Origin of the sequence: Bacillus sp. FSL R5-0709 (assembly GCF_038004785.1) — a bacterium.
Classification (GTDB): domain Bacteria; phylum Bacillota; class Bacilli; order Bacillales; family Bacillaceae_G; genus Bacillus_A; species Bacillus_A mycoides.
On the sequence record NZ_JBBORT010000001.1, the window covers coordinates 483330 to 505845 of the forward strand.

At 36.1% G+C, this 22516-nt stretch carries 21 protein-coding genes; 11 read left to right on the forward strand and 10 right to left on the reverse strand.

Annotated elements, in window-relative coordinates:
- The first annotated feature begins 49 nt into the window (after positions 1-49).
- The 3 genes from pflB (at position 50) to MKX37_RS02495 (ending at position 4678) form a co-directional block, all read left to right on the forward strand.
- The gene (gene pflB, locus MKX37_RS02485) at positions 50-2299 is read left to right on the forward strand and encodes a formate C-acetyltransferase (protein ID WP_002029623.1); all 2250 of its coding nucleotides are present in this window, start codon (positions 50-52) and stop codon (positions 2297-2299) included.
- Between the two features lie 69 nt (positions 2300-2368).
- Positions 2369-3100 (forward strand): pyruvate formate-lyase-activating protein, encoded by a 732-nt coding sequence (pflA, locus tag MKX37_RS02490; RefSeq protein WP_002010313.1) that lies wholly within the window; start codon positions 2369-2371, stop codon positions 3098-3100.
- Between the two features lie 411 nt (positions 3101-3511).
- A complete protein-coding gene (locus MKX37_RS02495; protein WP_002125051.1) occupies positions 3512-4678 on the forward strand; it encodes a diglucosyl diacylglycerol synthase in 1167 nt (388 codons plus the stop codon).
- A 525-nt stretch (positions 4679-5203) separates the two neighbouring features.
- Here the strand turns inward: MKX37_RS02495 and MKX37_RS02500 are convergent.
- From MKX37_RS02500 to MKX37_RS02515, 4 genes are all read right to left on the reverse strand, one after another.
- The gene (locus MKX37_RS02500) at positions 5204-5323 is read right to left on the reverse strand and encodes a YfhE family protein (RefSeq protein WP_000358484.1); all 120 of its coding nucleotides are present in this window, start codon (positions 5321-5323) and stop codon (positions 5204-5206) included.
- Positions 5324-5433: 110 nt separating this feature from the next.
- Positions 5434-5991 (reverse strand): GNAT family N-acetyltransferase, encoded by a 558-nt coding sequence (locus MKX37_RS02505; RefSeq protein WP_002091129.1) that lies wholly within the window; start codon positions 5989-5991, stop codon positions 5434-5436.
- A 240-nt stretch (positions 5992-6231) separates the two neighbouring features.
- Positions 6232-7362 carry an amidohydrolase gene (locus MKX37_RS02510; protein ID WP_002010318.1) on the reverse strand — a complete coding sequence of 377 codons (1131 nt, stop codon included), beginning with the start codon at positions 7360-7362 and terminating at the stop codon, positions 6232-6234.
- 147 nt (positions 7363-7509) lie between these two features.
- Positions 7510-8415: a TIGR01777 family oxidoreductase gene (locus MKX37_RS02515; RefSeq protein ID WP_002140287.1), complete on the reverse strand. Its 906-nt coding sequence runs from the start codon at positions 8413-8415 to the stop codon at positions 7510-7512.
- A gap of 81 nt (positions 8416-8496) precedes the next feature.
- Here MKX37_RS02515 and recX point away from each other — a divergent pair, with 81 nt between their 5' ends.
- Together recX and MKX37_RS02525 are read left to right on the forward strand one after the other, a co-directional pair.
- On the forward strand, positions 8497-9309 hold the full coding sequence (gene recX, locus MKX37_RS02520; protein ID WP_002125056.1) for a recombination regulator RecX: 813 nt from the start codon (positions 8497-8499) through the stop codon (positions 9307-9309).
- Between the two features lie 9 nt (positions 9310-9318).
- Positions 9319-9636 carry a YfhH family protein gene (locus MKX37_RS02525; RefSeq protein ID WP_002010323.1) on the forward strand — a complete coding sequence of 106 codons (318 nt, stop codon included), beginning with the start codon at positions 9319-9321 and terminating at the stop codon, positions 9634-9636.
- A 62-nt stretch (positions 9637-9698) separates the two neighbouring features.
- On the opposite strand, the gene MKX37_RS02530 is transcribed toward MKX37_RS02525, so the two are convergent.
- Together MKX37_RS02530 and MKX37_RS02535 are read right to left on the reverse strand one after the other, a co-directional pair.
- Positions 9699-9851, reverse strand: a complete 153-nt coding sequence (locus tag MKX37_RS02530; protein WP_002010325.1) for a YpzG family protein — start codon at positions 9849-9851, stop codon at positions 9699-9701.
- A 32-nt stretch (positions 9852-9883) separates the two neighbouring features.
- A complete protein-coding gene (locus tag MKX37_RS02535) occupies positions 9884-10042 on the reverse strand; it encodes a small, acid-soluble spore protein K (protein WP_002125059.1) in 159 nt (52 codons plus the stop codon).
- 122 nt (positions 10043-10164) lie between these two features.
- On the opposite strand from MKX37_RS02535, the gene MKX37_RS02540 reads away from it, so the two are divergent.
- Positions 10165-10431, forward strand: coding sequence for a YfhJ family protein (locus MKX37_RS02540; RefSeq protein ID WP_002010328.1), 267 nt, complete (start codon positions 10165-10167; stop codon positions 10429-10431).
- A 24-nt stretch (positions 10432-10455) separates the two neighbouring features.
- Here MKX37_RS02540 and MKX37_RS02545 read toward each other — a convergent pair whose 3' ends face one another.
- Positions 10456-11436: a metal-dependent hydrolase gene (locus MKX37_RS02545; protein WP_078422267.1), complete on the reverse strand. Its 981-nt coding sequence runs from the start codon at positions 11434-11436 to the stop codon at positions 10456-10458.
- Positions 11437-11585: 149 nt separating this feature from the next.
- Between MKX37_RS02545 and mutY the strand changes: the two genes are divergently transcribed.
- Positions 11586-12683 carry an A/G-specific adenine glycosylase gene (gene mutY / locus MKX37_RS02550; RefSeq protein WP_002091125.1) on the forward strand — a complete coding sequence of 366 codons (1098 nt, stop codon included), beginning with the start codon at positions 11586-11588 and terminating at the stop codon, positions 12681-12683.
- 240 nt (positions 12684-12923) lie between these two features.
- On the opposite strand, the gene MKX37_RS02555 is transcribed toward mutY, so the two are convergent.
- Positions 12924-13100 (reverse strand): hypothetical protein, encoded by a 177-nt coding sequence (locus MKX37_RS02555; RefSeq protein ID WP_002091123.1) that lies wholly within the window; start codon positions 13098-13100, stop codon positions 12924-12926.
- A gap of 125 nt (positions 13101-13225) precedes the next feature.
- Here MKX37_RS02555 and MKX37_RS02560 point away from each other — a divergent pair, with 125 nt between their 5' ends.
- From MKX37_RS02560 to MKX37_RS02575, 4 genes are all read left to right on the forward strand, one after another.
- Positions 13226-13507, forward strand: a complete 282-nt coding sequence (locus MKX37_RS02560; RefSeq protein ID WP_002125062.1) for a gamma-type small acid-soluble spore protein — start codon at positions 13226-13228, stop codon at positions 13505-13507.
- A gap of 188 nt (positions 13508-13695) precedes the next feature.
- Complete coding sequence (locus tag MKX37_RS02565) at positions 13696-13950, forward strand: YgaB family protein (protein WP_002010338.1); 255 nt, start codon at positions 13696-13698, stop codon at positions 13948-13950.
- Between the two features lie 319 nt (positions 13951-14269).
- Positions 14270-14800: a nucleoside tri-diphosphate phosphatase gene (ntdP, locus tag MKX37_RS02570; RefSeq protein ID WP_000506630.1), complete on the forward strand. Its 531-nt coding sequence runs from the start codon at positions 14270-14272 to the stop codon at positions 14798-14800.
- A 54-nt stretch (positions 14801-14854) separates the two neighbouring features.
- Positions 14855-16615 carry an ABC transporter ATP-binding protein gene (locus MKX37_RS02575; protein ID WP_002169212.1) on the forward strand — a complete coding sequence of 587 codons (1761 nt, stop codon included), beginning with the start codon at positions 14855-14857 and terminating at the stop codon, positions 16613-16615.
- 14 nt (positions 16616-16629) lie between these two features.
- On the opposite strand, the gene MKX37_RS02580 is transcribed toward MKX37_RS02575, so the two are convergent.
- Together MKX37_RS02580 and MKX37_RS02585 are read right to left on the reverse strand one after the other, a co-directional pair.
- Positions 16630-17718: an aromatic acid exporter family protein gene (locus MKX37_RS02580; RefSeq protein ID WP_002063696.1), complete on the reverse strand. Its 1089-nt coding sequence runs from the start codon at positions 17716-17718 to the stop codon at positions 16630-16632.
- 269 nt (positions 17719-17987) lie between these two features.
- The gene (locus tag MKX37_RS02585; protein ID WP_078422266.1) at positions 17988-22424 is read right to left on the reverse strand and encodes a glutamate synthase-related protein; all 4437 of its coding nucleotides are present in this window, start codon (positions 22422-22424) and stop codon (positions 17988-17990) included.
- Positions 22425-22516 lie beyond the last annotated feature (92 nt).

Consider the following 22516-nt stretch of genomic DNA (forward strand, 5'->3'; position numbering starts at 1 on the left):
TATATAAAAAAACGTAGTCCTGTACTAATCAAAAATGGAGGAGATTAGGATGACTCAAGTATTAGAAAATGTAAAAAGCGCGTGGGAAAACTTTAAAGGTGAAAAATGGAAAGCAGAGATTGATGTTCGCGATTTCATTTTAAATAATGTAAACGTTTACGAAGGAGAAGACTCTTTCTTAGCGGAAGCAACTGAAGCAACGAAACAACTTTGGGATCAAGTAATGGATTTAACAACAAAGGAACGTGAAAACGGTGGCGTTCTTGATATGGATACAAAAATTGTTTCTTCTATTACATCACATGAACCAGGATATTTAAATAAAGATATTGAAAAAGTGGTCGGTTTCCAAACTGATAAACCATTTAAACGTTCTTTACAACCATATGGTGGTATTCGTATGGCAGAACAAGCTTGTGAAGCGTATGGATATGAAATGGATAAAGAACTTAGCAAGATTTTCAGAGACTGGCGTAAAACTCATAATCAAGGTGTATTTGATGCATACACACCAGAAATGAAAGCGGCTCGTAAATCAGGTGTTATTACTGGTCTTCCAGATGCGTATGGACGTGGACGTATTATCGGTGACTATCGCCGCGTAGCGCTATATGGTATAGATCATTTAATTGAAGCGAAAAAAGCTGATTATAATTTAACTGGCGGTGTAATGAGCGAAGATACAATGCGTTTACGTGAAGAATTATCTGAGCAAATGCGTGCACTTCAAGAGTTAAAACAGATGGCTGCTTCTCATGGATTCGATATTTCTAAGCCAGCTACAAATGCACAAGAGGCCTTCCAATGGTTATACTTTGCTTATCTTGCAGCAATTAAAGAGCAAAATGGGGCAGCAATGAGCCTTGGACGTACCTCTACATTCTTAGATGTTTACATTGAAAGAGATTTAGCAAATGGTACTTTAACAGAAGAAAAAGCACAAGAAATTGTTGACCATTTCATTATGAAATTACGTCTTGTGAAATTTGCAAGAACACCCGATTATAATGAACTATTCTCTGGAGATCCAACTTGGGTAACTGAATCTATCGGTGGTATGGCGTTAGACGGTCGTCCGTTAGTAACAAAAAACTCATTCCGTTTCTTGCATACATTAGATAATTTAGGACCAGCACCAGAACCAAACTTAACAGTTCTTTGGTCTAAACAATTACCAGAGAACTTTAAAAACTACTGTGCAAAAATGTCTATTAAAACATCAGCAATTCAATACGAAAATGATGACATTATGCGTGCTGACTACGGTGATGACTACGGTATTGCTTGTTGTGTATCAGCAATGAGAATTGGTAAACAAATGCAGTTCTTCGGAGCACGTGCAAACTTAGCGAAAGCATTACTATATGCGGTTAACGGTGGTAAAGATGAAAAGTCAAAAGCACAAGTTGGTCCTGAATACGCACCAATTACTTCTGAAGTATTAGATTATGAAGAAGTTATGCGTAAATTCGATATGACAATGGAATGGTTAGCTGGTCTATACTTAAATACATTAAATGTAATTCACTATATGCACGATAAATATAGCTATGAACGTATTGAAATGGCACTTCACGATACAAATGTTCTTCGTACAATGGCAACAGGTATCGCTGGATTATCTGTAGTAGCAGACTCTTTAAGTGCAATTAAATATGCACAAGTAAAACCAATTCGTGATGAAAATGGTATTGCAGTTGATTTCGAAATTGAGGGAGATTTCCCTAAATACGGTAACAATGATGATCGTGTAGATGAAATCGCAGTAAATCTTGTGAAAACATTTATGAACAAGATTCGCAAACATAAAACATACCGTAATTCTGTTCATACAATGTCAATCTTAACAATCACATCTAACGTTGTATACGGTAAGAAAACTGGTAACACTCCAGATGGACGTCGTACTGGAGAACCATTTGCACCGGGCGCAAACCCAATGCATGGCCGTGATACAAAAGGTGCATTAGCATCATTATTATCTGTAGCTAAATTACCATATGAAGATGCACAAGATGGTATTTCAAATACATTCTCTATTATTCCAAAAGCACTTGGTAAAGAAGATGATGTACAAGTACGCAACTTAGTATCTATGCTTGATGGATATGCAATAAAAGAAGGACACCACTTAAATATTAACGTATTTAACCGTGAAACATTAATGGATGCAATGGAGCATCCTGAAAAATATCCACAATTAACAATTCGTGTATCTGGTTACGCTGTTAACTTTATTAAATTAACTCGTGAACAACAAATTGATGTAATAAACCGTACAATGCATGAAAGCATGTAAGTGAAAAAAGTGTCCCTCCGCTTTTAATATATAGCGGAGGGAGGCTGTTTCAATAAAGGAGGAAGTAACATGGTAAAAGGAAGAATACATTCTGTAGAGTCTTGTGGTACTGTTGATGGCCCAGGGATTCGTTATGTCATATTTACACAAGGGTGTTTATTACGTTGTCAATATTGTCATAATGCTGATACATGGGAAATCGGTAAAGGTAAAGAAATAACAGTTGAAGAAGTGATGCAGGATGTGACATGTTACCTTCCATTTATTGAAGCTTCTGGAGGCGGTATAACAGTTAGCGGTGGAGAGCCACTATTACAGCTAGACTTCTTAACCCAGTTGTTTAAAAAGTGCAAAGAAGCTGGTATCCATACAACAATCGATTCTTCTGGCGGTTGTTATTCTGAAGAACCAGAATTCCAAAATAAGCTAGATATTTTAATGGAGTATACAGATTTAGTTTTATTGGATTTGAAGCATATTGATTCAAAGAAACATCGTAAATTAACAGGGAAACCAAATGAACACATTTTACAATTTGCTCGTTATTTATCGGATAGAAAGAAACCAATTTGGGTAAGACATGTATTGGTTCCTGGTGTTACCGATGGTGAAGAGGATTTGCAAAAATTATCAAACTTTATTCAAAGTCTATCTAATGTTAAGAAAGTGGAAGTGTTGCCATATCATAAGCTCGGTGTTTATAAATGGGAGGCACTTGGACATAAGTATCCACTTGCGGATGTGAATCCACCGACAGAAGAAAATGTTGAACATGCAAAACATATTTTACAAGCAGTCTAACCTAAACATTTGGTTAGGCTTTTTGTTTCTTCATAATAAAATCTAGAGTATATATTTAGAAAAGAGTATACTGAAAAGGGAATATCCATATTTTTGTAAAGAATAAGCGGAGAAATTTACATAATTGTAAAGGGAAATCAAAATAGTAAAAAGAATTAAGAAGTAAAAGAGTGAGTATTATGGAATATAGAACATTTGTAAGTTATTGCGAAAGCTCTTATAGGAAAGTATAATGTAAAGATATGAGCACAGATAGGATTAAGGGGTCAATCTTATATGCTTTGCATATCCACGACAGATACATAGCTAACAGGAAAGTATTAGAATCCGAGTATGTAGTTTTTAAGGAAAATGTTTTTCCTATTGTCGTATATGCAATATGGAGAAACAAAAAGCTAGGAGTGGATTTGTTTGATAAAAAACCCCAAGGTTTTAATATTAACTGCACATTACGGTAACGGTCATGTGCAAGTGGCAAAAACATTAGAACAAACATTTCGCCAAAAAGGAATCGAAGATGTAATTGTATGCGACTTGTTTGGAGAATCACATCCAGTTATAACCGATATTACAAAATATTTATATTTAAAAAGCTATACGGTAGGAAAAGAATTATATCGTTTGTTTTATTATGGTGTAGAGAAAATTTATGATAAAAAAATAGCATCTTGGTATGCGAATTTTGGGAGAAAGCGTTTGAAGACGCTATTACAGGTGGAGAAACCGGATATTGTTATTAATACCTTTCCAATCATCGCTGTACCAGAATTGAAAAAGCAAATAGGTATTTCTATTCCTGTTTATAACGTATTAACGGATTTTTGCGTGCATAAAATATGGATCCATCGAGAAGTAGATCGTTATTTTGTAGCAACCGATCATGTGAAAAAAGTGATGGTTGATATCGGTGTACCTGCAGAACAAATTGTTGAAACAGGGATTCCGATTCGTAGCAGTTTTGAGCTAAAGATAAATCCAGCAATTATATATAATAAATATCAGTTATGTAAGGATAAAAAGATGTTACTAATTGTAGCAGGTGCTCATGGTGTGCTAGGGAGTGTAAAAGAGCTATGCCAGTCATTTATGTCAGTACCAAACTTACAAGTAGTTGTCGTTTGTGGGAAAAACGAAGCTTTAAAGCAGGATTTAATGGAACTACAGGAACAAGGTTCTGATGCTTTAAAAGTATTTGGTTATGTTGAAAACATTGATGAATTGTTCCGTGTTACTTCTTGTATGATTACGAAGCCAGGTGGTATTACATTAAGCGAAGCAGCTGCATTACAAGTACCTGTCATTTTATATAAACCTGTCCCAGGACAAGAGAATGAAAATGCGTTGTATTTTGAAAAAAAAGGGGCTGCAGTTGTAATTCGTGATGATAGTGAAGTTTTTGCAAAAACAGAGGCGTTATTACAAGATGATATGAAGCTTCTTCAGATGAAAGAAGCAATGAAAAGTATTTATCGTCCTGAGCCAGCTGGTCATATTGTGGATACAATTTTGGCAGAAAATCATGCAGAGCCGAATCATATACCTATTAAATCACCAGTTCTTGCCGAATCTTTTACTTAATATGAAACCCTCTTTTAAGCATTTAAAGAGGGTTTTTTTATTGTTGTAAAAAAAAATAAACGTGAATTATTAACTTATCCCGCTATTTGTGGGCAGTAAGACCCCTACCTCAAAATTCAGCGAAAGCAAAGAAGTTAGGTGGGGATTAACTGCCCGCAAAAGCCCGATTGGTGAGGGCTAATAATCAGTGGGGATAAACAAAACTCCCACTGATTAAAGTTTCACTTTATCCACAAAGGATTACGCTTTCATTAGACAGTAAAATCGGAATATTAACAGCTATATCCACATAATCCACAATTTTTAGAAAATTATCCACAATTCTCACGTTTAGAATTCATTTAAATAAATGAATTCGTAAAATACTTTTGTAATTTATGCACAATTCTACGGTTTTTGTGGATAAGGTTGTCCACAAAAAAGGTTCCTTATAAATAAGGAACCTTTTTTGCTAATTCATTGGAAAATCTTATGTAATGAAACTGAATAATTAGGGGGGAAACCTTCTAATTATTCAGTTTCACTTTAAATACTTTTTGAGCGATAGCCCGCTGCACGATCTGCTTTTCGAAATTCTCGCTGATAGAGAACTTCTTGTGTACTAGATAATGTGTTTTTTGCTTTATCACGTTTCTTTTTATCCATTACAAATCACCTCGTGTCCTAAAGTCACTATCTATCGTTTCCAAAGACATGGGGTGATATACATATATGTCAAACTAGTAATGATTGATTATTATTTCTGAATTTTTAGATTACGCTTCTTTTAATTGGTGTGCTTCTTGGAATGTTGTATCTCGCATTGTTGCAAGTGTATACTGATCTTTTGGAATTTCATATAAATTATATACTTCTTCATGCGCGTTAATTTCATCATAAACGGCTTTTCTTGTTTCGTTTGCTAGATTTACATATTGTAGTTTTTCGGCAGCTTTAATAGACCGAATATTTATTTTACGAATACGCATAAAAATCGTTTCAATATCTAATTCATAGAAAAGTTCGCTAAAAAATGAATCTTTCGCCAATTTATTATATCCTTTACCATGATATGGTTTGCCAAGCCAAGTTCCGAGGAATCCAGCTTTTTCTTGCACATCAAATAAAGTAATTGTGCCGATGGGGTTACCCCATTCATCTAAAATTGTGCGTGAGATTAATTCTCCACGCTCTTCGGCTTCGATTGTTTGTTTCGTTAAAAATAAATATTCTTCATAAGAATAGGCCTTTTGACGCACAAAAGGGAAGACAGCAGGATCCACCATTAATTCGTATAGAACGTGGCTGTCGTGTAAGTCGCGTTTTTTCAACACACTAACTCCTCCTCACACGAGGGTAGCATGACGAAAAAGCACCCACCCTCGAAATTTTTATATCAATCTTTAAAAAATTTCGGGGTGGGAATCGAACCCACTAGAACCAGTTTCTAACGCTGGTGGCGCACCATTTGCCTTCCCCATTCATCAATTTGAAAATGATAATCACGACACAAATTGATTATGGTTTCATTCAGTTTATAATCGTATAATACTGTATCTAGTCAAAAAAATAAACTAGTTTTTTTTATTTTTTTTGTAAATTATTTTTCCGTCAATCATAGTGAGTACAGGCTTGGCTAAATAATGGAAAGGATGATGTGTCCATAACACGAGGTCAGCATCTTTTCCAACATCAATGCTTCCAATTCTATCCTCCAAACGTAAATTTCGAGCTGGGAAAATAGTGATTCCTTCCAACGCTGTTTTCTCATCTAATCCTTCTCTTACTGCAATGGCAGCGCAAACATTTAAATATTGAATTGGTGTATAAGGGTGGTCGGTTGTAATAGAAACTTCTACTCCATTTTTCGATAAAATATGATAAGTATCCCACGTTTTGTTTTTAAGTTCGATTTTCGAACGTCGCGTAAGAGTAGGTCCAACTGAAACTTTTAAATTGTGTTTCGAAAGCTCTTCAACAATAAAGTGTCCTTCTGTACAATGTTCAATACGTAAATCAAGATTGAATTCTGTCGCAAAGCGTAAAGCTGAAGTGATATCATCTGCGCGGTGAGCGTGGATACGTACCGGTATTTCTCGGCGGAGTGCTTTTAAAATAGGTAGCATTCGAAAATCAGCTTCATGCCCGTAGTGTTGTGCGTCATAGAATGATTCACGAAGTAACCCCATAATTCCCATACGTGTTATTGATTCTTTTGTACCGTTACTATGGAACTTTTTAGGGTTTTCTCCAAAGGCAATTTTTAAACCAGCAGGTTCCTGAATAATCATATGATCTATACAAGTTCCAGCAGTTTTTATTACGCAAGTAGTACCGCCGATAATGTTTTGGCTTCCGGGCATCACGTGAACAGTCGTAACACCATTTTGTACAGCGTCTTGAAATGCAATATCAAAAGGATGAATCCCGTCTAAAGAACGGATATGTGGTGTTGAAACTTCGGATGTTTCATTTGCATCATTACCAGCCCAACCAGTACCTTCATCGTAGAGGCCAAGGTGAGTATGAACATCAATAAATCCAGGCAAGAGATGAAGAGCTCGTGCATCTATAACGGTCATATCCTGAGTAGTATCAATATGAGGTTTGACCGCGGCAATGCGTTCTCCTATAACGAGTACATCTCCTTGAAACTTTTGGGATGTAATAGGATATACAATGGCTTGTTTGAGCAATATTTTCATAGAGACCTCATTTCCGTCACCTTGTAATGTGTAGAATAGGTTTAGACAAAGTAACTGAAAGGTTTTTCGTGTAGTAATGCTCCGGTGTTTAAAAAGTAAGAAGTCTTGGAGGAGATAGACTACCCGTAAAACTGTATTTTAAAAGTACTACATTGTATGCAAGAGGATATTTTGTAATGCATGGTTAACTGTTGGAAATGTGTATTGATATCCATGTTTAATAGCTTTATTGGGTAATACATGTTGCCCTTCTAATACAAGTATACTCATCTCACCGAGTAAAGCGCGAAGTACAAATGAAGGAACAGGTAGCCAATGAGGTCGCCTAGTTATAGTGGCAATAATTTCACCGAACTCTTTCATCCGTATTGGCGTTGGCGCTGTAATATTAAAAGGTCCGTCAATTTCTTTTTTGTGAATGATGAAATCAATCATGCGAACGACATCGTCTATATGAATCCATGATAACCATTGGTTTCCAGATCCAAGTGTACCGCCGATATATAATTGATAGGGAAGTAGCATTTTTGGAAGAGCTCCTCCATCTGCGCCTAATACGACTCCAAATCTTGTGTAGACAGTTCTTATTCCAATGGAGCGGGCTTTAGATGCTTCTTGCTCCCACAAATATACTGTGTTTGCTAAAAAGTCATCTCCTGGAGTCTCTTGCTGTTCTGTAAAAGATTCGGTTTCAGATGTCCCATAGTATCCAATGGCACTTGCATTAATAAATGTGTGTGGCTTTGTTTCAAGTGTTTGTAATTGTTTAATGAGTCCTTTTGTTGTTTGAATTCTACTGTTTAAAATTGATTCTTTTTGTTTTTTTGTCCATCTACTATTAATAGATTCTCCGGCTAGATTAATAACTACATCGATAGAGGAGAGAGGGAAGGTCTGTAAATCCGGTGTCCACTGTACGTATTGAAGGTTAGTGTGTGAAGTTTCAGCAATTTTTTTTCGAGTAAGAATGTAAACAGTAAATCCCTTTTGAATAAAAAAACTAGAAAGGGATTTGCCTATAAAGCCAGAGCCACCAGAAATTGCGATTTTCACAATCATTTCCTCCTCATTATATATATTCTTGAAAAGAAAAAACGTTCCTTGACTATGTTAAAATAATAGAGAGGTGAGAGTATGACTGTCATTACAAAAATAGAAGTGCAAAAACGATCGAAAGAACGATTTAATATTTATATTGATAAAGGTCAAGGCGAAGAGTACGGGTTTAGTGTGAATCAATCAATCTTAATGAAACATGGGTTACAAAAAGGCTTAGAAATTGATGAAGTAGCGTTAGGGAATATTTTGTACAATGAAGAGGTACAAAAAGCATATTTACAAGCGATTTCCTATTTATCCTATCAAATGAGAACAAAACAAGAAATAGAAGATTTCTTACGAAAAAAAGAAGTGGGACAGGCCATCATCTCTGAAGTCGTTTCGAAATTATTACATGATCGATATATTAATGATAAAGAGTACGCTATTTCATACGTGCGAACGCAAAGTAATGTGAATCAAAAAGGTCCAACTGTTATTAGGAGAGGGCTATTAAGTAAAGGTGTTCAGGATTTAATCATTACACATAGTTTACAAGAGTATCCAAAGGAGAAGCAAATGGAGAATGCTTTGTTTCTTATAGAAAAGAAGAAAAAATCTTATCAAAAGCATTCATTTTTACAAATGAAGCTAAAGTTAGATGAAATGCTTGTTCGTAAAGGATATTCTAGAGATGTGATTCAAATTTGCTTGGAAGAATTGAAAGACGAAAAAGATGACGAACAGCAAGAAGAAGCGTTACACTATCATGGGAATAAATATTATGAGAAATATAAGAAGTATGATGGTTGGACATTCGAAAATAAGGTGAAGCAAGCGTTATATCGAAAAGGATTCTCTATTGATGAGATAGATATATTTTTACAAATGAAACGTGAAGAGGGATGAGGAAATAAGATGGGTACGCCAAAACGCTACAGTGAAATGACACCACATGAGCTAAGGGAAGAAATTGGGGTTTTGAAGGAGCAAGCAGTAAAGGCTGAGCAACTTGGAATTGTAAATGAATTCGATGTATTAATGAGAAAAATGGCTATGGCTCGTGCTTATATGATAGATATAAATAAATTCCATATTGGTGAGACATATGAATTAGTAGAAGAACCTGGTGTGGTATTTAAAATTACGTATTTCAATGGGGTATTTGCTTGGGGATATAAGCAACATGATAATGAAGAGATTGGAATACCAATTTCCTTGCTACAAGAAAAATAAAAACCAGAGAGCGAATCTCTCTGGTTTTCATCTTTGGTAGGCGTTAAAGGAGATAGGAGATTCTAAAATTGGCGTTTTTTACATTCGTTTGCCAGTATAATGAGAGACTGGGTTTGTTGCGTCTGTCCGTTAACTTGCGCCTTCGCATGTTTTGGACGAGTCCACGTATGGTTAAATAATTCAGAACGACGATCTAAATGGTCACGGTAGCTCATCTTTATCACCTCGTGTAGGAATTTAATTTGTACTACTCTTCCTGCTGATTTGCAGCACGCATACGCTCTTGTGGGTGCGTGTTAATTGTGCCGTTAGGTCGTTTCGAAGCGAAGCGTGATTTCGCTTTCGGTTGACTGTCGATTTTGCTGTTGTTTTTTGACTCAGACCAAAATTCGGCTTGTCTACCCATTAAGAACGCCCCCTCATTATCAGTTGATACCTCTTTAAGAAGTATCACTTATAGAATGTGCAAAATAGAAGAAACTATCCTTTAGAAATTAAGGGAATAAATAGGTAAAAGGAGAATAGAACATGAATGATATTTATGAAACATTAACGAAAGAATTATTAGATAAAAATGACAACCTTTCTTACGCACAAGCTCGTGCATGGGTTGAATTACTGTGGGAAGACTTCCGAACAACTTATGCTAAATCAGGTCGTTACCAAGGTGAGGAAATGACTGAACAAGTGGTACGAACATGGGTTAATAATCATGGAGGGCGCCTTCATGAAATGCGTACAAATAATCCGAAGTATAGCCATTTAATCAATCAAGAAGATCATTTGAAACATTAAAAAAAGCGACGTAGGTCGCTTTTTTTAATGTGGAAGCAATTCCAGTTTCTTTCGAAGTTTCTCTTCGCTGAAAATCCATCCTGTATATGAACTAATAATATTTAAATTTTGATCGAGCTGAACGATTGCGACGAATGGATAATAATCTTTACTTCGATACCGCAAATCAATAAATCGAACTTCATAATAGTTATCATAATCGAAAATATCCCAGCGATATACAGGCGAGAAAGATAAGAAAGCAGATATATTTTCATCTCGCACAGCGGCTTGCATAATGGCGGTATTCGGGAACGGTACGCGATTAAATTTATCGTATACAAGGATGTTACCGCGGTGCCATCTTGCTACGTAGTAATGTTCAGTTGTAACGACGGCTAAATGATAATGATAAAATTTGTAAGAAGGAGAAATAATTACTTTCTCTACATTTTTGAAACGTTTGTATACTACACTTTTAATATTTCGATGCATCATAATGCGGCCGATATAGTAAACAAACATTAATATATACGCTGCTAAAGCAGTATACCCTTTATGTGCTCCGACAAGCATACAGGTGATAGCAAGTATATGGATAAAGAAAATGACAGTATCAAACGTATTAATTATGCCGAGCGCTACCCATTTTTTTGTGAAGGGCCTTAATGCCTGTGTACCATAGGCATTGAAAATATCCACAAAGACATGAAGAAAGACGGCAATAAATGACCAAAGTAGTAGATGCAGATAGGGAGCGTCTGAAAAGAAGGCGAAAGAGATGCCACTTATAAGGAGTGACCAAAGGATCACTGCAGGGATGGAATGAGTAATCCCGCGATGATTTCTTATATATTTAGCGTTATTACGCAATTTTAAAACTGTATCGATGTCAGGAATATTGGAACCGGCAATTGTTGCAAGCATCACTGCTTGTGGCCCAATATCACTTTGTGCTATAGCTGGATCTAATGTTGCCAAACTGCCTAGAGTAACGCCCATAACAAGGTGAGTGGCTGTGTCCATAGAAATCCACCTCCGTTTTTTATTAATGTAACTCTTTTTATTCGATACCTCAAGTCCTTTGCCTTCTATTTCCTATGTCATCTTACTTAAATTTTTTCCTAAAATCTTTATAATAGTACGTATATGCAAAAAAATGAGGGGGATCAAGTTTGACACTTGAAATATTAAATGAGTTTAACATAGAACAGTTTCAAAATGATTTAATTGGTTGGTTTGAAAAAGAACAACGTGATTTACCGTGGCGAAAAAATAAAGATCCATACCGTGTTTGGGTTTCAGAAATTATGTTACAGCAAACAAGGGTAGAGGCTGTAAAACCATATTACGCAAATTTTATGGGGAAGTTTCCTACGCTTGAAGCGCTAGCAACTGCCGATGATGAAGAAGTATTAAAAGCATGGGAAGGCTTAGGTTATTATTCTAGAGCACGAAATTTACATGCTGCAGTAAAAGAGGTAAAAGAAGTATACGGCGGGACAGTACCGAGCGATGTAAAGAAAATTGAAAAATTAAAAGGAGTGGGACCATATACAAAAGGTGCCATTTTAAGTATTGCATATGGCATACCAGAGCCAGCGGTTGATGGAAATGTTATGCGCGTATTATCTCGTATTTTATCAGTGTGGGATGATATTGCAAAACCGAAAACGAGAAAAGTTTTTGAAGAGATTGTGCGTGAAATTATTTCTATAGAAAATCCATCTTATTTTAACCAAGGTTTGATGGAATTAGGGGCATTAATTTGTATACCGAAAAATCCATCTTGTTTACTTTGTCCTGTACGTGAACATTGCAGAGGGTATGCTGAAGGTGTTCAAAAAGAACTACCAGTGAAGAGTAAAGCGAAAGCACCTACAATGGTACCGCTCGTTGCGGGAGTACTTCAAACTGAAGATGGCCGTTACGTAATTAATAAACGCCCAAGTACGGGATTACTGGCTAATATGTGGGAGTTCCCGAATATTGAACTAAGTGAAGGTATTCGTAATCAAAAACAACAGCTTACGGATTATATGAAGGAGAGCTTTGATCTCTCAGTTTCTATTGATGAATACGCGATGAATGTACAACATACTTTTACACATCGTACTTGGGATATCTTCATATTTTACGGAAAAGTAACAGGTAATATTGTCGAAACGGATACATTAAAGTTTGTATCGAAAGAAGCGTTTGAACAGTTACCTTTCTCGAAATCACATCGTACAATTTACGAAAAGTGTGTTGAGAAAATTACAATGCAGTAAAGTGAAACTTTAATCAGTGGGGGGGTTCTTCATCTCCCACTGATTATTAGCCCTCACCAATCGGGCTTTTATGGGCAGCCCCGACCCCAACCTAACTTCTTTGCTTTCGCTGCATTTTGAGGTGGGGTCTTACTGCCCGGCGAATAGCGGGATAAATAATAAAAACGTGTTCCAGAACTTTGGAACACGTTTTTTTATATTGAAAATAAATTTGTATTTTGAGGTTGAAAATCCACGCGTTTATAATCCGCCCCGTGACTCGATTTCTTTCACAACTTCTTTATAAATCGTTTGTCCCTCTACATTTAGATAAGGCATAATTTGCTGAAATGAATGATGAAAATAAGCTAATTCATCCTCTTTCCATTCATTTTTGGAAATCATAGTTAGCTCAGTCATATCACGTCCAGTATACATATTCCCACCTCCATCATATGTAGTTTGAATGAGTGATAAGAGATATATACGTGAATTTTTAAAAAGAAAATTAGGGATAACTTCTAAGTGAATTGGTTACATTATTGATTGTGGAGGTGAGAAAGATGAGTAAAAAACAACAAGGTTATAATAAGGCAACTTCTGGTGCTAGCATTCAAAGTACAAATGCTAGCTATGGTACAGAGTTTGCAACTGAAACGAATGTACAAGCAGTAAAACAAGCGAACGCACAATCAGAGGCACAGAAAGCACAAGCTTCTGCTGCTCAAAGTGCAAATGCTAGTTATGGTACAGAGTTTGCAACTGAAACAGATGTGCATGCAGTGAAAAAACAAAATGCACAATCAGCTGCAAAACAATCACAATCTTCTAGTTCAAACGAGTAATGAAAGAAAAACACTTCTCCAATCCGAGAGAAGTGTTTTCTTTGTGTGCGTGTCACTGTAATGAAAATAAAGGGAACGACATAACTTCTAATAAGTCAACAAATATAGTCAAAGGAGAAAGAAGTTCACGATTAGAAAATATGTAATAGGAATTATAACTGGCGAATGAATCAAAAAGGGGGTAAGTGATGAACGATTTTGATAAGTTGGTAGGAGAGCAGTTGGAAACGATGGATGAGCTTTTAAAGTTACAATCACATTTAGAGAAGTATCAGCAAATTGAAATGAGTGGAAGGGATACGTGCGATAAAAAAGAATTGCATTTTATCCGTCAAGAAATATATAGAACAGAAATAGCATTAAAACTTTTGCATGAAAAATTTGAACAGCAAACGAATAATGTGATTCAATCTTTTGAAACCGAAAAAATAATTTCAAATTAAGGGTGAGATATGTTGTTGATTTTAGGTGAAAAGTCCTTTCTTAAACAGAGGTGAGGGGGCTTTTCTTTTTGTTATACCTTCGTTTAATCTTCTAAAATACGTATTGCTAATTCATAGGAAATGTTCCTTCGTTAAAAGGGTTAGTGATGTGGTATTCAATAATACAAACTTCATTATATTCCTCATGAAAACAAGTGTCCTATCGCTTTAGTTTTAAAATTTTGACAAAAAAGTTATAATAGAAAAAAAGTGAATGCAGTTCAAGGGGTAGTTAAGACAACTTAAGAAAAGCATTTGCGGTTGAAAGAAGGGAGCATATATGGGATTTCCCAAAGAAGGAGAAAAGGTACAAATACATAGTTATAAACATAATGGCTCCATTCATAGAATGTGGGAAGAGACAACAATTTTAAAAGGGACGCAGAGCCTTGTGATCGGAGCAAATGATCGTACAGTAGTTACGGAATCAGATGGTCGAACATGGGTTACTCGCGAACCTGCGATTTGTTACTTCCATGCTAATTATTGGTTTAATGTAATTGGAATGCTGAGAGAAGAAGGAGTATATTATTATTGTAATTTAAGTTCTCCTTTTGCATATGACTCTGAAGCATTAAAGTATATTGATTACGACTTAGACATTAAAGTGTATCCAGATATGACATATACACTTTTGGATGAAGATGAGTATGAAAAGCATAGTCAAATCATGCAGTATCCACCTGTTATTGATACAATTTTAAAACGAAATGTAGCACATTTAACACAGTGGATTCATCAAAGAAAAGGTCCATTCGCACCGGATTTCGTAGATATGTGGTACGAAAGATATTTAATGTACAGAAATTAAAACAAACCTGCAGGGAATTTCCCGGCAGGTTTGTCCTATTAGAGGGGGGATTATGTGCAAGGTATAAAAAGATATTTACAATTTGTTAAACCATATCGATGGCTTATTGCTATTACAATTATTATTGGTCTTGTGAAGTTCGGTATCCCGCTTATTATGCCATGGTTATTAAAGTATATTATTGATGATGTTATTCAAGGCACGGGATCGCTTCAAGAAAAAACGTCTCAATTAATAACCGCAATTGGGATTGCTTTTTTTATTTTTGCAGTAGTAAGACCGCCGATAGAATATTATCGTCAATATTTCGCGCAGCGCATTGCCAATACAATACTATACGATTTACGAAAATACATTTTTGGGCACTTGCAAAAATTGAGCTTACGTTATTATTCGAACACAAAAACAGGGGAGCTTATTTCACGTGTAATCCATGATGTAGAACAAACGAAGGACTTTGTAATTACTGGTCTTATGAATGTCTGGTTAGATACTGCAACAATTGTTATTGCCATTATCGTTATGTTTTCTATGAATATAAAATTAACCTTTGTTGCTTTATTAATCTTACCTATTTATGTAGTTGCAGTGAAATATTTTTTCGGGCGCCTTCGAAAATTGACGAAAGAGCGCTCGCAAGCGTTAGCAACTATGCAAGGGTATTTACATGAACGTATTCAAGGGATGCAAGTGACACGTAGTTTTGCATTAGAAGAGTATGAAAGAGGACAGTTTGAAAAGAGAAACAATGAATTTTTAACGAAAGCACTAACTCATACGAGTTGGACGGCGAGAACGTTTTCGGTAGTGAATACGTTAACGGATTTAGGGCCGTTACTTGTTATTGGTTTTGCGGCATATGAGGTAATTCAAGGGTCGTTAACACTGGGTACGATGGTTGCTTTTGTTGGATATATGGATAGTTTATATAGTCCGCTTCGTCGCCTTGTTAATTCATCTACAACATTAACACAGTCTTTCGCTTCGATGGATCGAGTGTTTGAATTGTTGGATGAAAAATACGATATTGTTAATGTGCCAAATGCGGTGCAAGCGAAAAGGCTAGATGGGGAAGTTATATTTGATAATGTTTCTTTTCGTTATAATGCGGATGAAAAAGAAATATTGCATAATCTGTCATTAACTATGCGCCCGGGAGAGAAGGTTGCGCTTGTGGGGGCAAGTGGAGGAGGAAAGTCATCTCTTGCTAGTTTAATTCCGCGTTTTTACGATGTTTCTGAAGGTGCAGTTTATATAGACGGGATAGATGTAAGAAAGTATAATATGAGAAATTTACGTAGTCATATTGGAATTGTGCTACAAGATAATTTATTATTTAGCGATACAATCGGGGCTAATATTTTATATGGTAATCCGAAAGCTACAGAGGCGGAAGTGATTTCAGCTGCCAAAGCTGCACAAATTCATAATTTTATTACAGAGTTGCCAGAGGGCTATGATACTGTCGTTGGGGAACGTGGTGTGAAATTATCTGGTGGACAAAGACAGCGTGTAGCAATCGCACGGGTTTTTCTAAAGAATCCGTCTTTACTTATATTAGATGAAGCAACTTCCGCTTTAGATTTAGAAAATGAACGATATATTCAAGAGGCACTGCAAACGTTAGCTGCAGATCGGACAACAATTATTATTGCACATCGATTAGCGACGATTACGCATGTTGATACAATTATTTATGTTGAAGATGGTGAAATAAAAGAAAAGGGTTCTCATGAAGAGTTAATGAAAAAGAGGGGGTTTTATTACAATCTATATCAACTTCAGCATATAACAGAAACAGCTCCTTTAGCGTAAAAGGAGCTGTTTTTTTATTCGTCTTCTTTTTTATCTTCGATTTGGAGTTCGCTTTCTGGTTTATGGTATGTGTAGAAGCTATCCACAAGTAAATCTAAATGCTCTACTTCCTCACTGTAGTTAATAATTGAAGAAATAAGAGGGAAGAGGTGTAACCATATTTTATATGCTTCCTCATCGTCTTTATTTTGATAATCCATAAAGATATCAATCAATTCTTGTTTACCGGTTTCAACTTCATCAAGCATCTCAACGGATTGTTGTTTCTTTGCTTTACCAATAAATTTTAATAACACTTGTTCGTGATAATGCGTTAATGAATCAAGTTCGTTTTGAATAGATTCCTGAAACTCTTCTGGCATATAGCGCAGTTCGTTTTCGGTGCGATGTAATGATTTTAACGTGCTTAAAGCGCGGCTTGTTGTCGCTAACATTTGTCTGAATAAAACGAGCTTACGAATTTTCGCGAATTGTATTTTTTTCGTATAGCTTCTTTCTTCTTTATACAGCAAATAGTAATGATTTAGTTTAATCATTTTTTCTTTCATGCGATCAATATCGGTTTTTAGCGTTGTAAAATCAGAAGCTTGCCTACTGTTCATACGAATCCATTTAACAATTTCCTCTGTATTATCAACGATGCGATGGTAAAGTTTTGTTTCATATTTTGGCGGCATAAATACTAAATTTACAAGCGAAGCCGCAATAATTCCAATCATAATCGTCGCGAATCGAAGTAAGGCAAAATTAAAGAAATCTTCGCCTTGATACTCCATAATGGCGATAACTGTTACTAAAGCGAGTGATATTGTTTTTTCTAAGCGTAATTGTAAAGTAAGAGCAATTACTAATATACACGTTAATCCAATAATAAAAGGATTATGTCCAAAAGCAGTAGCAAATACGATAGCGAATACAGCACCAATTACGTTTGCTTGAATTTGCTCAAGAGCAGTTAAATACGAGCGGTATACAGACGGTTGAACAGCAAAGATAGCTGAGATTCCCGCAAATACAGGACTCGGTAATTGAAGTAAAATACAAGCAAATAAAGCTAATGTAATGGCAATACCCGTTTTTAAAATGCGAGCACCAAGTTTCATACCCTTATTGATATCCTTTCTCTTGTCATAATGAATGTACAACATGATACTATACATTCATTACAATATGTTAGCAAGTGATATTTTAGTGACGTTAAAAAGTTTAATAAATAAATTACAATCAATTTATAATTTCTCCAAATTCTCATTAAACATCTATTCTTTAATAAAAAAACCTGCTGAATTTCAGCAGGTTTCAAATTGTTATTCTAGATTACTATGCGATGTTCGCTTCGTCAATTTTTTTATGAAAATAAATATTGTACATGTCATTCAGTTGAAATAGATGGATCCGCCTGTTCTTTTTTCGGGATAATTTCATAGAAGTGAAGCTGGATATCATCTAATAATGGCGTTAACAAAGCGACTTCTTCATATTGTTCGTGCTCATTTAATACACGAATGTAGTCTAATAATAATTCATTCACATCTTGCAAACCATTTTTACTAATTGGCTGCAATGTTACATTTGCACCTTTAGCAATTCTTCTTTTTAAAGCGTGTTCTGTTAAACCTAAGTTTGGCTCATGATGTAAATAAACAACACCACCAGTCATGCCAGCACAAATCCATGGACCAGGATCTCCTAAAACAAGAGCGCGACCATTTGTCATATATTCAAAAGCAAATCCTTTTATATTAGAATATACTCCGATATTTCCTTGTTCTTTTTCGCGGAGTGGTTTTGTAATTCTGCCTCCAATTATCATATCTGCTCCAGAAAGGCGAATGCCAGCACGAGCATCAGCGTTACCTTGCACGTATAATGCACCTTTTTGAGCGCCGTATCCAAATCCTTTTCCGACAGATCCGTTATAATATGTTCCATTTTTACCTTTTGCTTTCGTTATATAAATGCCACCGCCAAATGAAGTTTTACCGATACCATCTTGCGCACCGCCATTTACGTGTATAAATAAGTTTTCGCTATTGTAAGCACCTAATCCATTTCCAGGAACAGAGCCATTTGTATACTTTAATGTAAGTGGTTCAAGCTTTGTATCTTCATATAATTTACTGCGAACGCGATAACAAGATTCTAAACCGCCCATAACTCGTTGTTCTACGCCAACTCCTACTAATTCTTTTGAGTGAGGAGAATGCACTGTTTCAAATTGTTTTTCTTTTACAGATACTGTTGTTGTAACAGTTGGATTTTCTATTGTTTGCAGTAAATTACATAACTCTAACAAATCTTGACCTCGAACTTGTTCTAATAAATCGGAACGCCCGACAATTTCTTGTAAATTTGTATAACCGAGTTGCCCTGTTAACCGTTTCAATTCTACACCGAAAGTGGTGAATAAATTTAATAGGCCAGCAACTGCGCTTTCTAATTCGCGCGGGACGAAGCGGCGTAATCCATGTTCTTTCGCTTGTGCTTCAGATTCAATTTGTGTTGCAATTCCAACATGGCAAGTATCTAGATGACAACCACGGCAAGTTGTACAGCCGATTGCAATCATTGATAATGTGCCAAACCCAATACGGTTTGCTCCAAGAAGCATGATTTTTAAGGCGTCATTTACACTTCGAATACCACCATCGGCCCAAATCTCTACTTTATGTCTCATACCTGATTCTAGTAGAGCGTTGTGAGCAGCTTTAACACCGATTTCTACTGGAAGACCTACATGTTGTAATGCATGAATACGTGCAGCACCTGTTCCGCCGTCAAATCCGCTAATGTTAATAAAATCAGCGCCAGCTTTTGCGATACCGACAGCAATTGTTCCGATGTTAGGAACGACAGGGACTTTTACGGCTACTTTTGCAAGTTGATTAGCCGTTTTAATTTCTGTAATCATTTGAGCTAAATCTTCAATCGAATAAATATCATGGTTGTTAGAAGGCGAAATTAAATCTGATCCAATTGTAGCATTACGTGCCTCAGCAATTTTTGCGGTTACTTTAGAACCTGGTAAATGTCCGCCTTCGCCAGGTTTTGCGCCTTGACCGATTTTTATTTCAATTAAATTTGATGAATTTAGTAGTTCAGCGTTTACTCCAAATCGGCCAGATGCAACTTGTTGTCCACGTGTATTTGGGTATTTGCCAATCATATCTTTAATTTCGCCGCCTTCACCGTTCAAACTAATCATATTTAGCTGATCGGCAGCTTCTGCATATGCACGAAAGGCGATTTCATTTTGAGAACCGAATGACATGGAACTAATAATAAACGGTAAATCATGATTTTGAATGCTAATAGACACTTCTTCAGCTGGAACGACATGCTTTGTTTGTTTCGTTTGAACAAGGTGTCTGATTGCAATCGGATTATTGTCTTCTAATTCACTTAACTTGTCGCGGTAATCATCATAAGAATTTCCTTTTGCAACATCTCCAATTGCTTTCCAAATCCGCGGGAATATATGAAATGATTTTCGCATTCTAATTTTAGGGTTGTTATAATCATCTGCCCGCGATTTTGCATCTTTAGCAAGCGATTCAAGTGAAAAAGCTAAATCATTTGAACCGAAGAAATTCGTAATTTGTAATATATTTGCGATTTCCTCATGTAATCCGATAGAGGAATAGAGGCGGCCGTAACCACGTAACTCATGAATTCCAATTGTTGAAATGACTTTCTCTAGTCCTTTATTAAGTGCATTATACAGATTCGTAATTGGTGTTTTTGATCCATCATTTACGGTCGCGAACAATAAATATGGATTAATACTGTCTGCTCCTAATCCATATAGCGTGACGATATCGTGTAAGGAGCGAAGAGCACCAGAACGTATAACGAGAGAACAGTTTCGGCGTAATTTATTTTCACTTAATACTTGATGTACTGTAGCGGTAACTAAATGTGGATCCATCCATAACTGTTCATTTTGATGAGCTTTTGTGTCATCTAATAATAGTAGGGAAGCACCATTGTTAACGGCAGCTATCGCTTCGGAACTAATTCGATTTAATGCGCATTGTAAAGTTTCTGACGGACTGAAGGTAGCAGAAATTGTAGCGATAGAGCTATGTGTAACGAACAACTGTATAAGTTGTTCGTACGTAATTGTGTGCAATTCCTCTGCAATAGATTGTGCAACACTTCCTTCTAAAATAATTGGTGAAAGCATCTCAACTACAAATGGCTGTTTCATCTTACTTGATAAACTTGGACGCTCTCCAAGTACAGTACGTGTAGAGAAGTGTTCAATTTCACGGTCACGGTCAATTGCTGGGTTTGTAACAACAGCTACACTTTCTTTAATAAAGTCAGCAATATTTCGTCTATCCGTATCGAGTGCAGCAAGTGGCGAGTCATGACCAAGTGAGCGAATTGGCTCAACTCCTTTTGTTGCCATCTGTTCAAGGAGCTGAATATGCTCTCGATCCCATCCGAAAGAAACGTACTGTTTCGTTTCAACTTGAACAGAATCACATAATCCCTGGATTTCTTTTGTTTCAGGGATAGATAAGTTTAAATGATAATTGCTAACATCGATTCGTTTTTGGAAACGATTATATACTTCAATTTGGTATTTGTCGTATTCATAAAGAACAAGTTCATCATGTTTATTCCATTTTAATCCGACCTTTTCTCCAGGAGCGAGTGGTTTCGGTTCTTCTACATATTCGGTTGGTGATACAACTCCAGGTTCAGAAGAGAAAATATAAGAGCTTTCTGTTTCTACTTTCCATACTGGTCGTAGGCCAAGGGAATCGACGCTGAATACAGCTTCATCTTTATAGCGTGAAACAATGCCAGCTGGTCCTTGTGCGAAGTGTCCCCAAGCTTCTCTTATATAAGTGTATAAGTTTTGTAAGTTTGTTTCGTATAGTTTTATTTCATTAATAATTGGTGGGAATAGTATATCCATCGCTTCAAATAAGCTGTAGTTATATTGAACAAGAAGAGTCTCTAAGGTGCGGTTTAAATCTTGGGAGTCACTTCCCCCTGCAGTTAGTGGTACATGAATCATTTCGGCTTGATCACGTAATTTGGCAATTGTATTAATTTCACCATTATGTCCGAGAATGCTAAATGGTTGTACACGAAAAAAATTAGATAATGTATTAGTAGAATAGCGATTATGTCCTAGTGTCATAGTTGAAGCGATAAGTGGGTGTTGTAAATCGTTGTAATAGGCAACAAGTGTATCTCCAGCACCTAGAACTTTATATACAACATGATCACGACTTAATGAAGCAACGTGAATCGCTTCGTTTTCCTCTATTTTTATCGTTACAGCAAATAATGTTTGTTCAATATTTTTAACTTCACTTTCGGCGATAAGGGCAATTTGCCAAAATAAAGGTTCTTCTTGTTTACCAAGCGGACCGAGTGCATCTGAGTTTATTACATCATCATTTTCGAGAACAATTGTAAAGCTTTCATTGTTTAGTTGCGTACGAATGTAATCTTTTAACTCAGCAATGTTTTCTTTTTTGTTTAGAAAAAAATGTCCAACGATAAAGTGGGGATGATCCACAATCGTTGGATTATATCCGCTACTTTTCAGTTTTTCATTCCAAAGTGCTTTTGGCATGTCGATATGAATTCCGATACCATCTCCTTCGCCATTAATGAAACCAGCTCTATGATTCATTTTGACTAGCGATTGTATACAAAGATCGATGTTTTCTTTTGTAGGAATTCTTCTTTTTTCCATAACGGAAACGATTCCACACGCATCATGTTCTGCATTTCTATAATCTCGAAATAAAGACGGTGTCCATGTATTTTTTTTATTGAGCATCCGTCAATCCCCCCTCTTTTAAAAGATTGAATAATCTTACTATTTAAGGTGTAAATCACCTTGTACACAGAGATAATAACGATCTAAAAGAA

Bases quoted from the DNA above. Each gene is read 5' to 3' on its own strand.
- pflB (WP_002029623.1), top strand. From the start codon at position 50: ATGACTCAAGTATTAGAAAATGTAAAAAGCGCGTGGGAAAACTTTAAA.
- pflA (WP_002010313.1), top strand. From the start codon at position 2,369: ATGGTAAAAGGAAGAATACATTCTGTAGAGTCTTGTGGTACTGTTGAT.
- MKX37_RS02500 (WP_000358484.1), bottom strand. From the start codon at position 5,323: ATGGATAAAAAGAAACGTGATAAAGCAAAAAACACATTATCTAGTACA.
- recX (WP_002125056.1), top strand. From the start codon at position 8,497: ATGACTGTCATTACAAAAATAGAAGTGCAAAAACGATCGAAAGAACGA.
- MKX37_RS02580 (WP_002063696.1), bottom strand. From the start codon at position 17,718: ATGAAACTTGGTGCTCGCATTTTAAAAACGGGTATTGCCATTACATTA.
- MKX37_RS02545 (WP_078422267.1), bottom strand. From the start codon at position 11,436: ATGGACACAGCCACTCACCTTGTTATGGGCGTTACTCTAGGCAGTTTG.
- MKX37_RS02560 (WP_002125062.1), top strand. From the start codon at position 13,226: ATGAGTAAAAAACAACAAGGTTATAATAAGGCAACTTCTGGTGCTAGC.
- ntdP (WP_000506630.1), top strand. From the start codon at position 14,270: ATGGGATTTCCCAAAGAAGGAGAAAAGGTACAAATACATAGTTATAAA.
- MKX37_RS02525 (WP_002010323.1), top strand. From the start codon at position 9,319: ATGGGTACGCCAAAACGCTACAGTGAAATGACACCACATGAGCTAAGG.
- MKX37_RS02530 (WP_002010325.1), bottom strand. From the start codon at position 9,851: ATGAGCTACCGTGACCATTTAGATCGTCGTTCTGAATTATTTAACCAT.
- MKX37_RS02510 (WP_002010318.1), bottom strand. From the start codon at position 7,362: ATGAAAATATTGCTCAAACAAGCCATTGTATATCCTATTACATCCCAA.
- MKX37_RS02540 (WP_002010328.1), top strand. From the start codon at position 10,165: ATGAATGATATTTATGAAACATTAACGAAAGAATTATTAGATAAAAAT.
- MKX37_RS02585 (WP_078422266.1), bottom strand. From the start codon at position 22,424: ATGCTCAATAAAAAAAATACATGGACACCGTCTTTATTTCGAGATTAT.
- MKX37_RS02535 (WP_002125059.1), bottom strand. From the start codon at position 10,042: ATGGGTAGACAAGCCGAATTTTGGTCTGAGTCAAAAAACAACAGCAAA.
- MKX37_RS02565 (WP_002010338.1), top strand. From the start codon at position 13,696: ATGAACGATTTTGATAAGTTGGTAGGAGAGCAGTTGGAAACGATGGAT.
- MKX37_RS02555 (WP_002091123.1), bottom strand. From the start codon at position 13,100: ATGTATACTGGACGTGATATGACTGAGCTAACTATGATTTCCAAAAAT.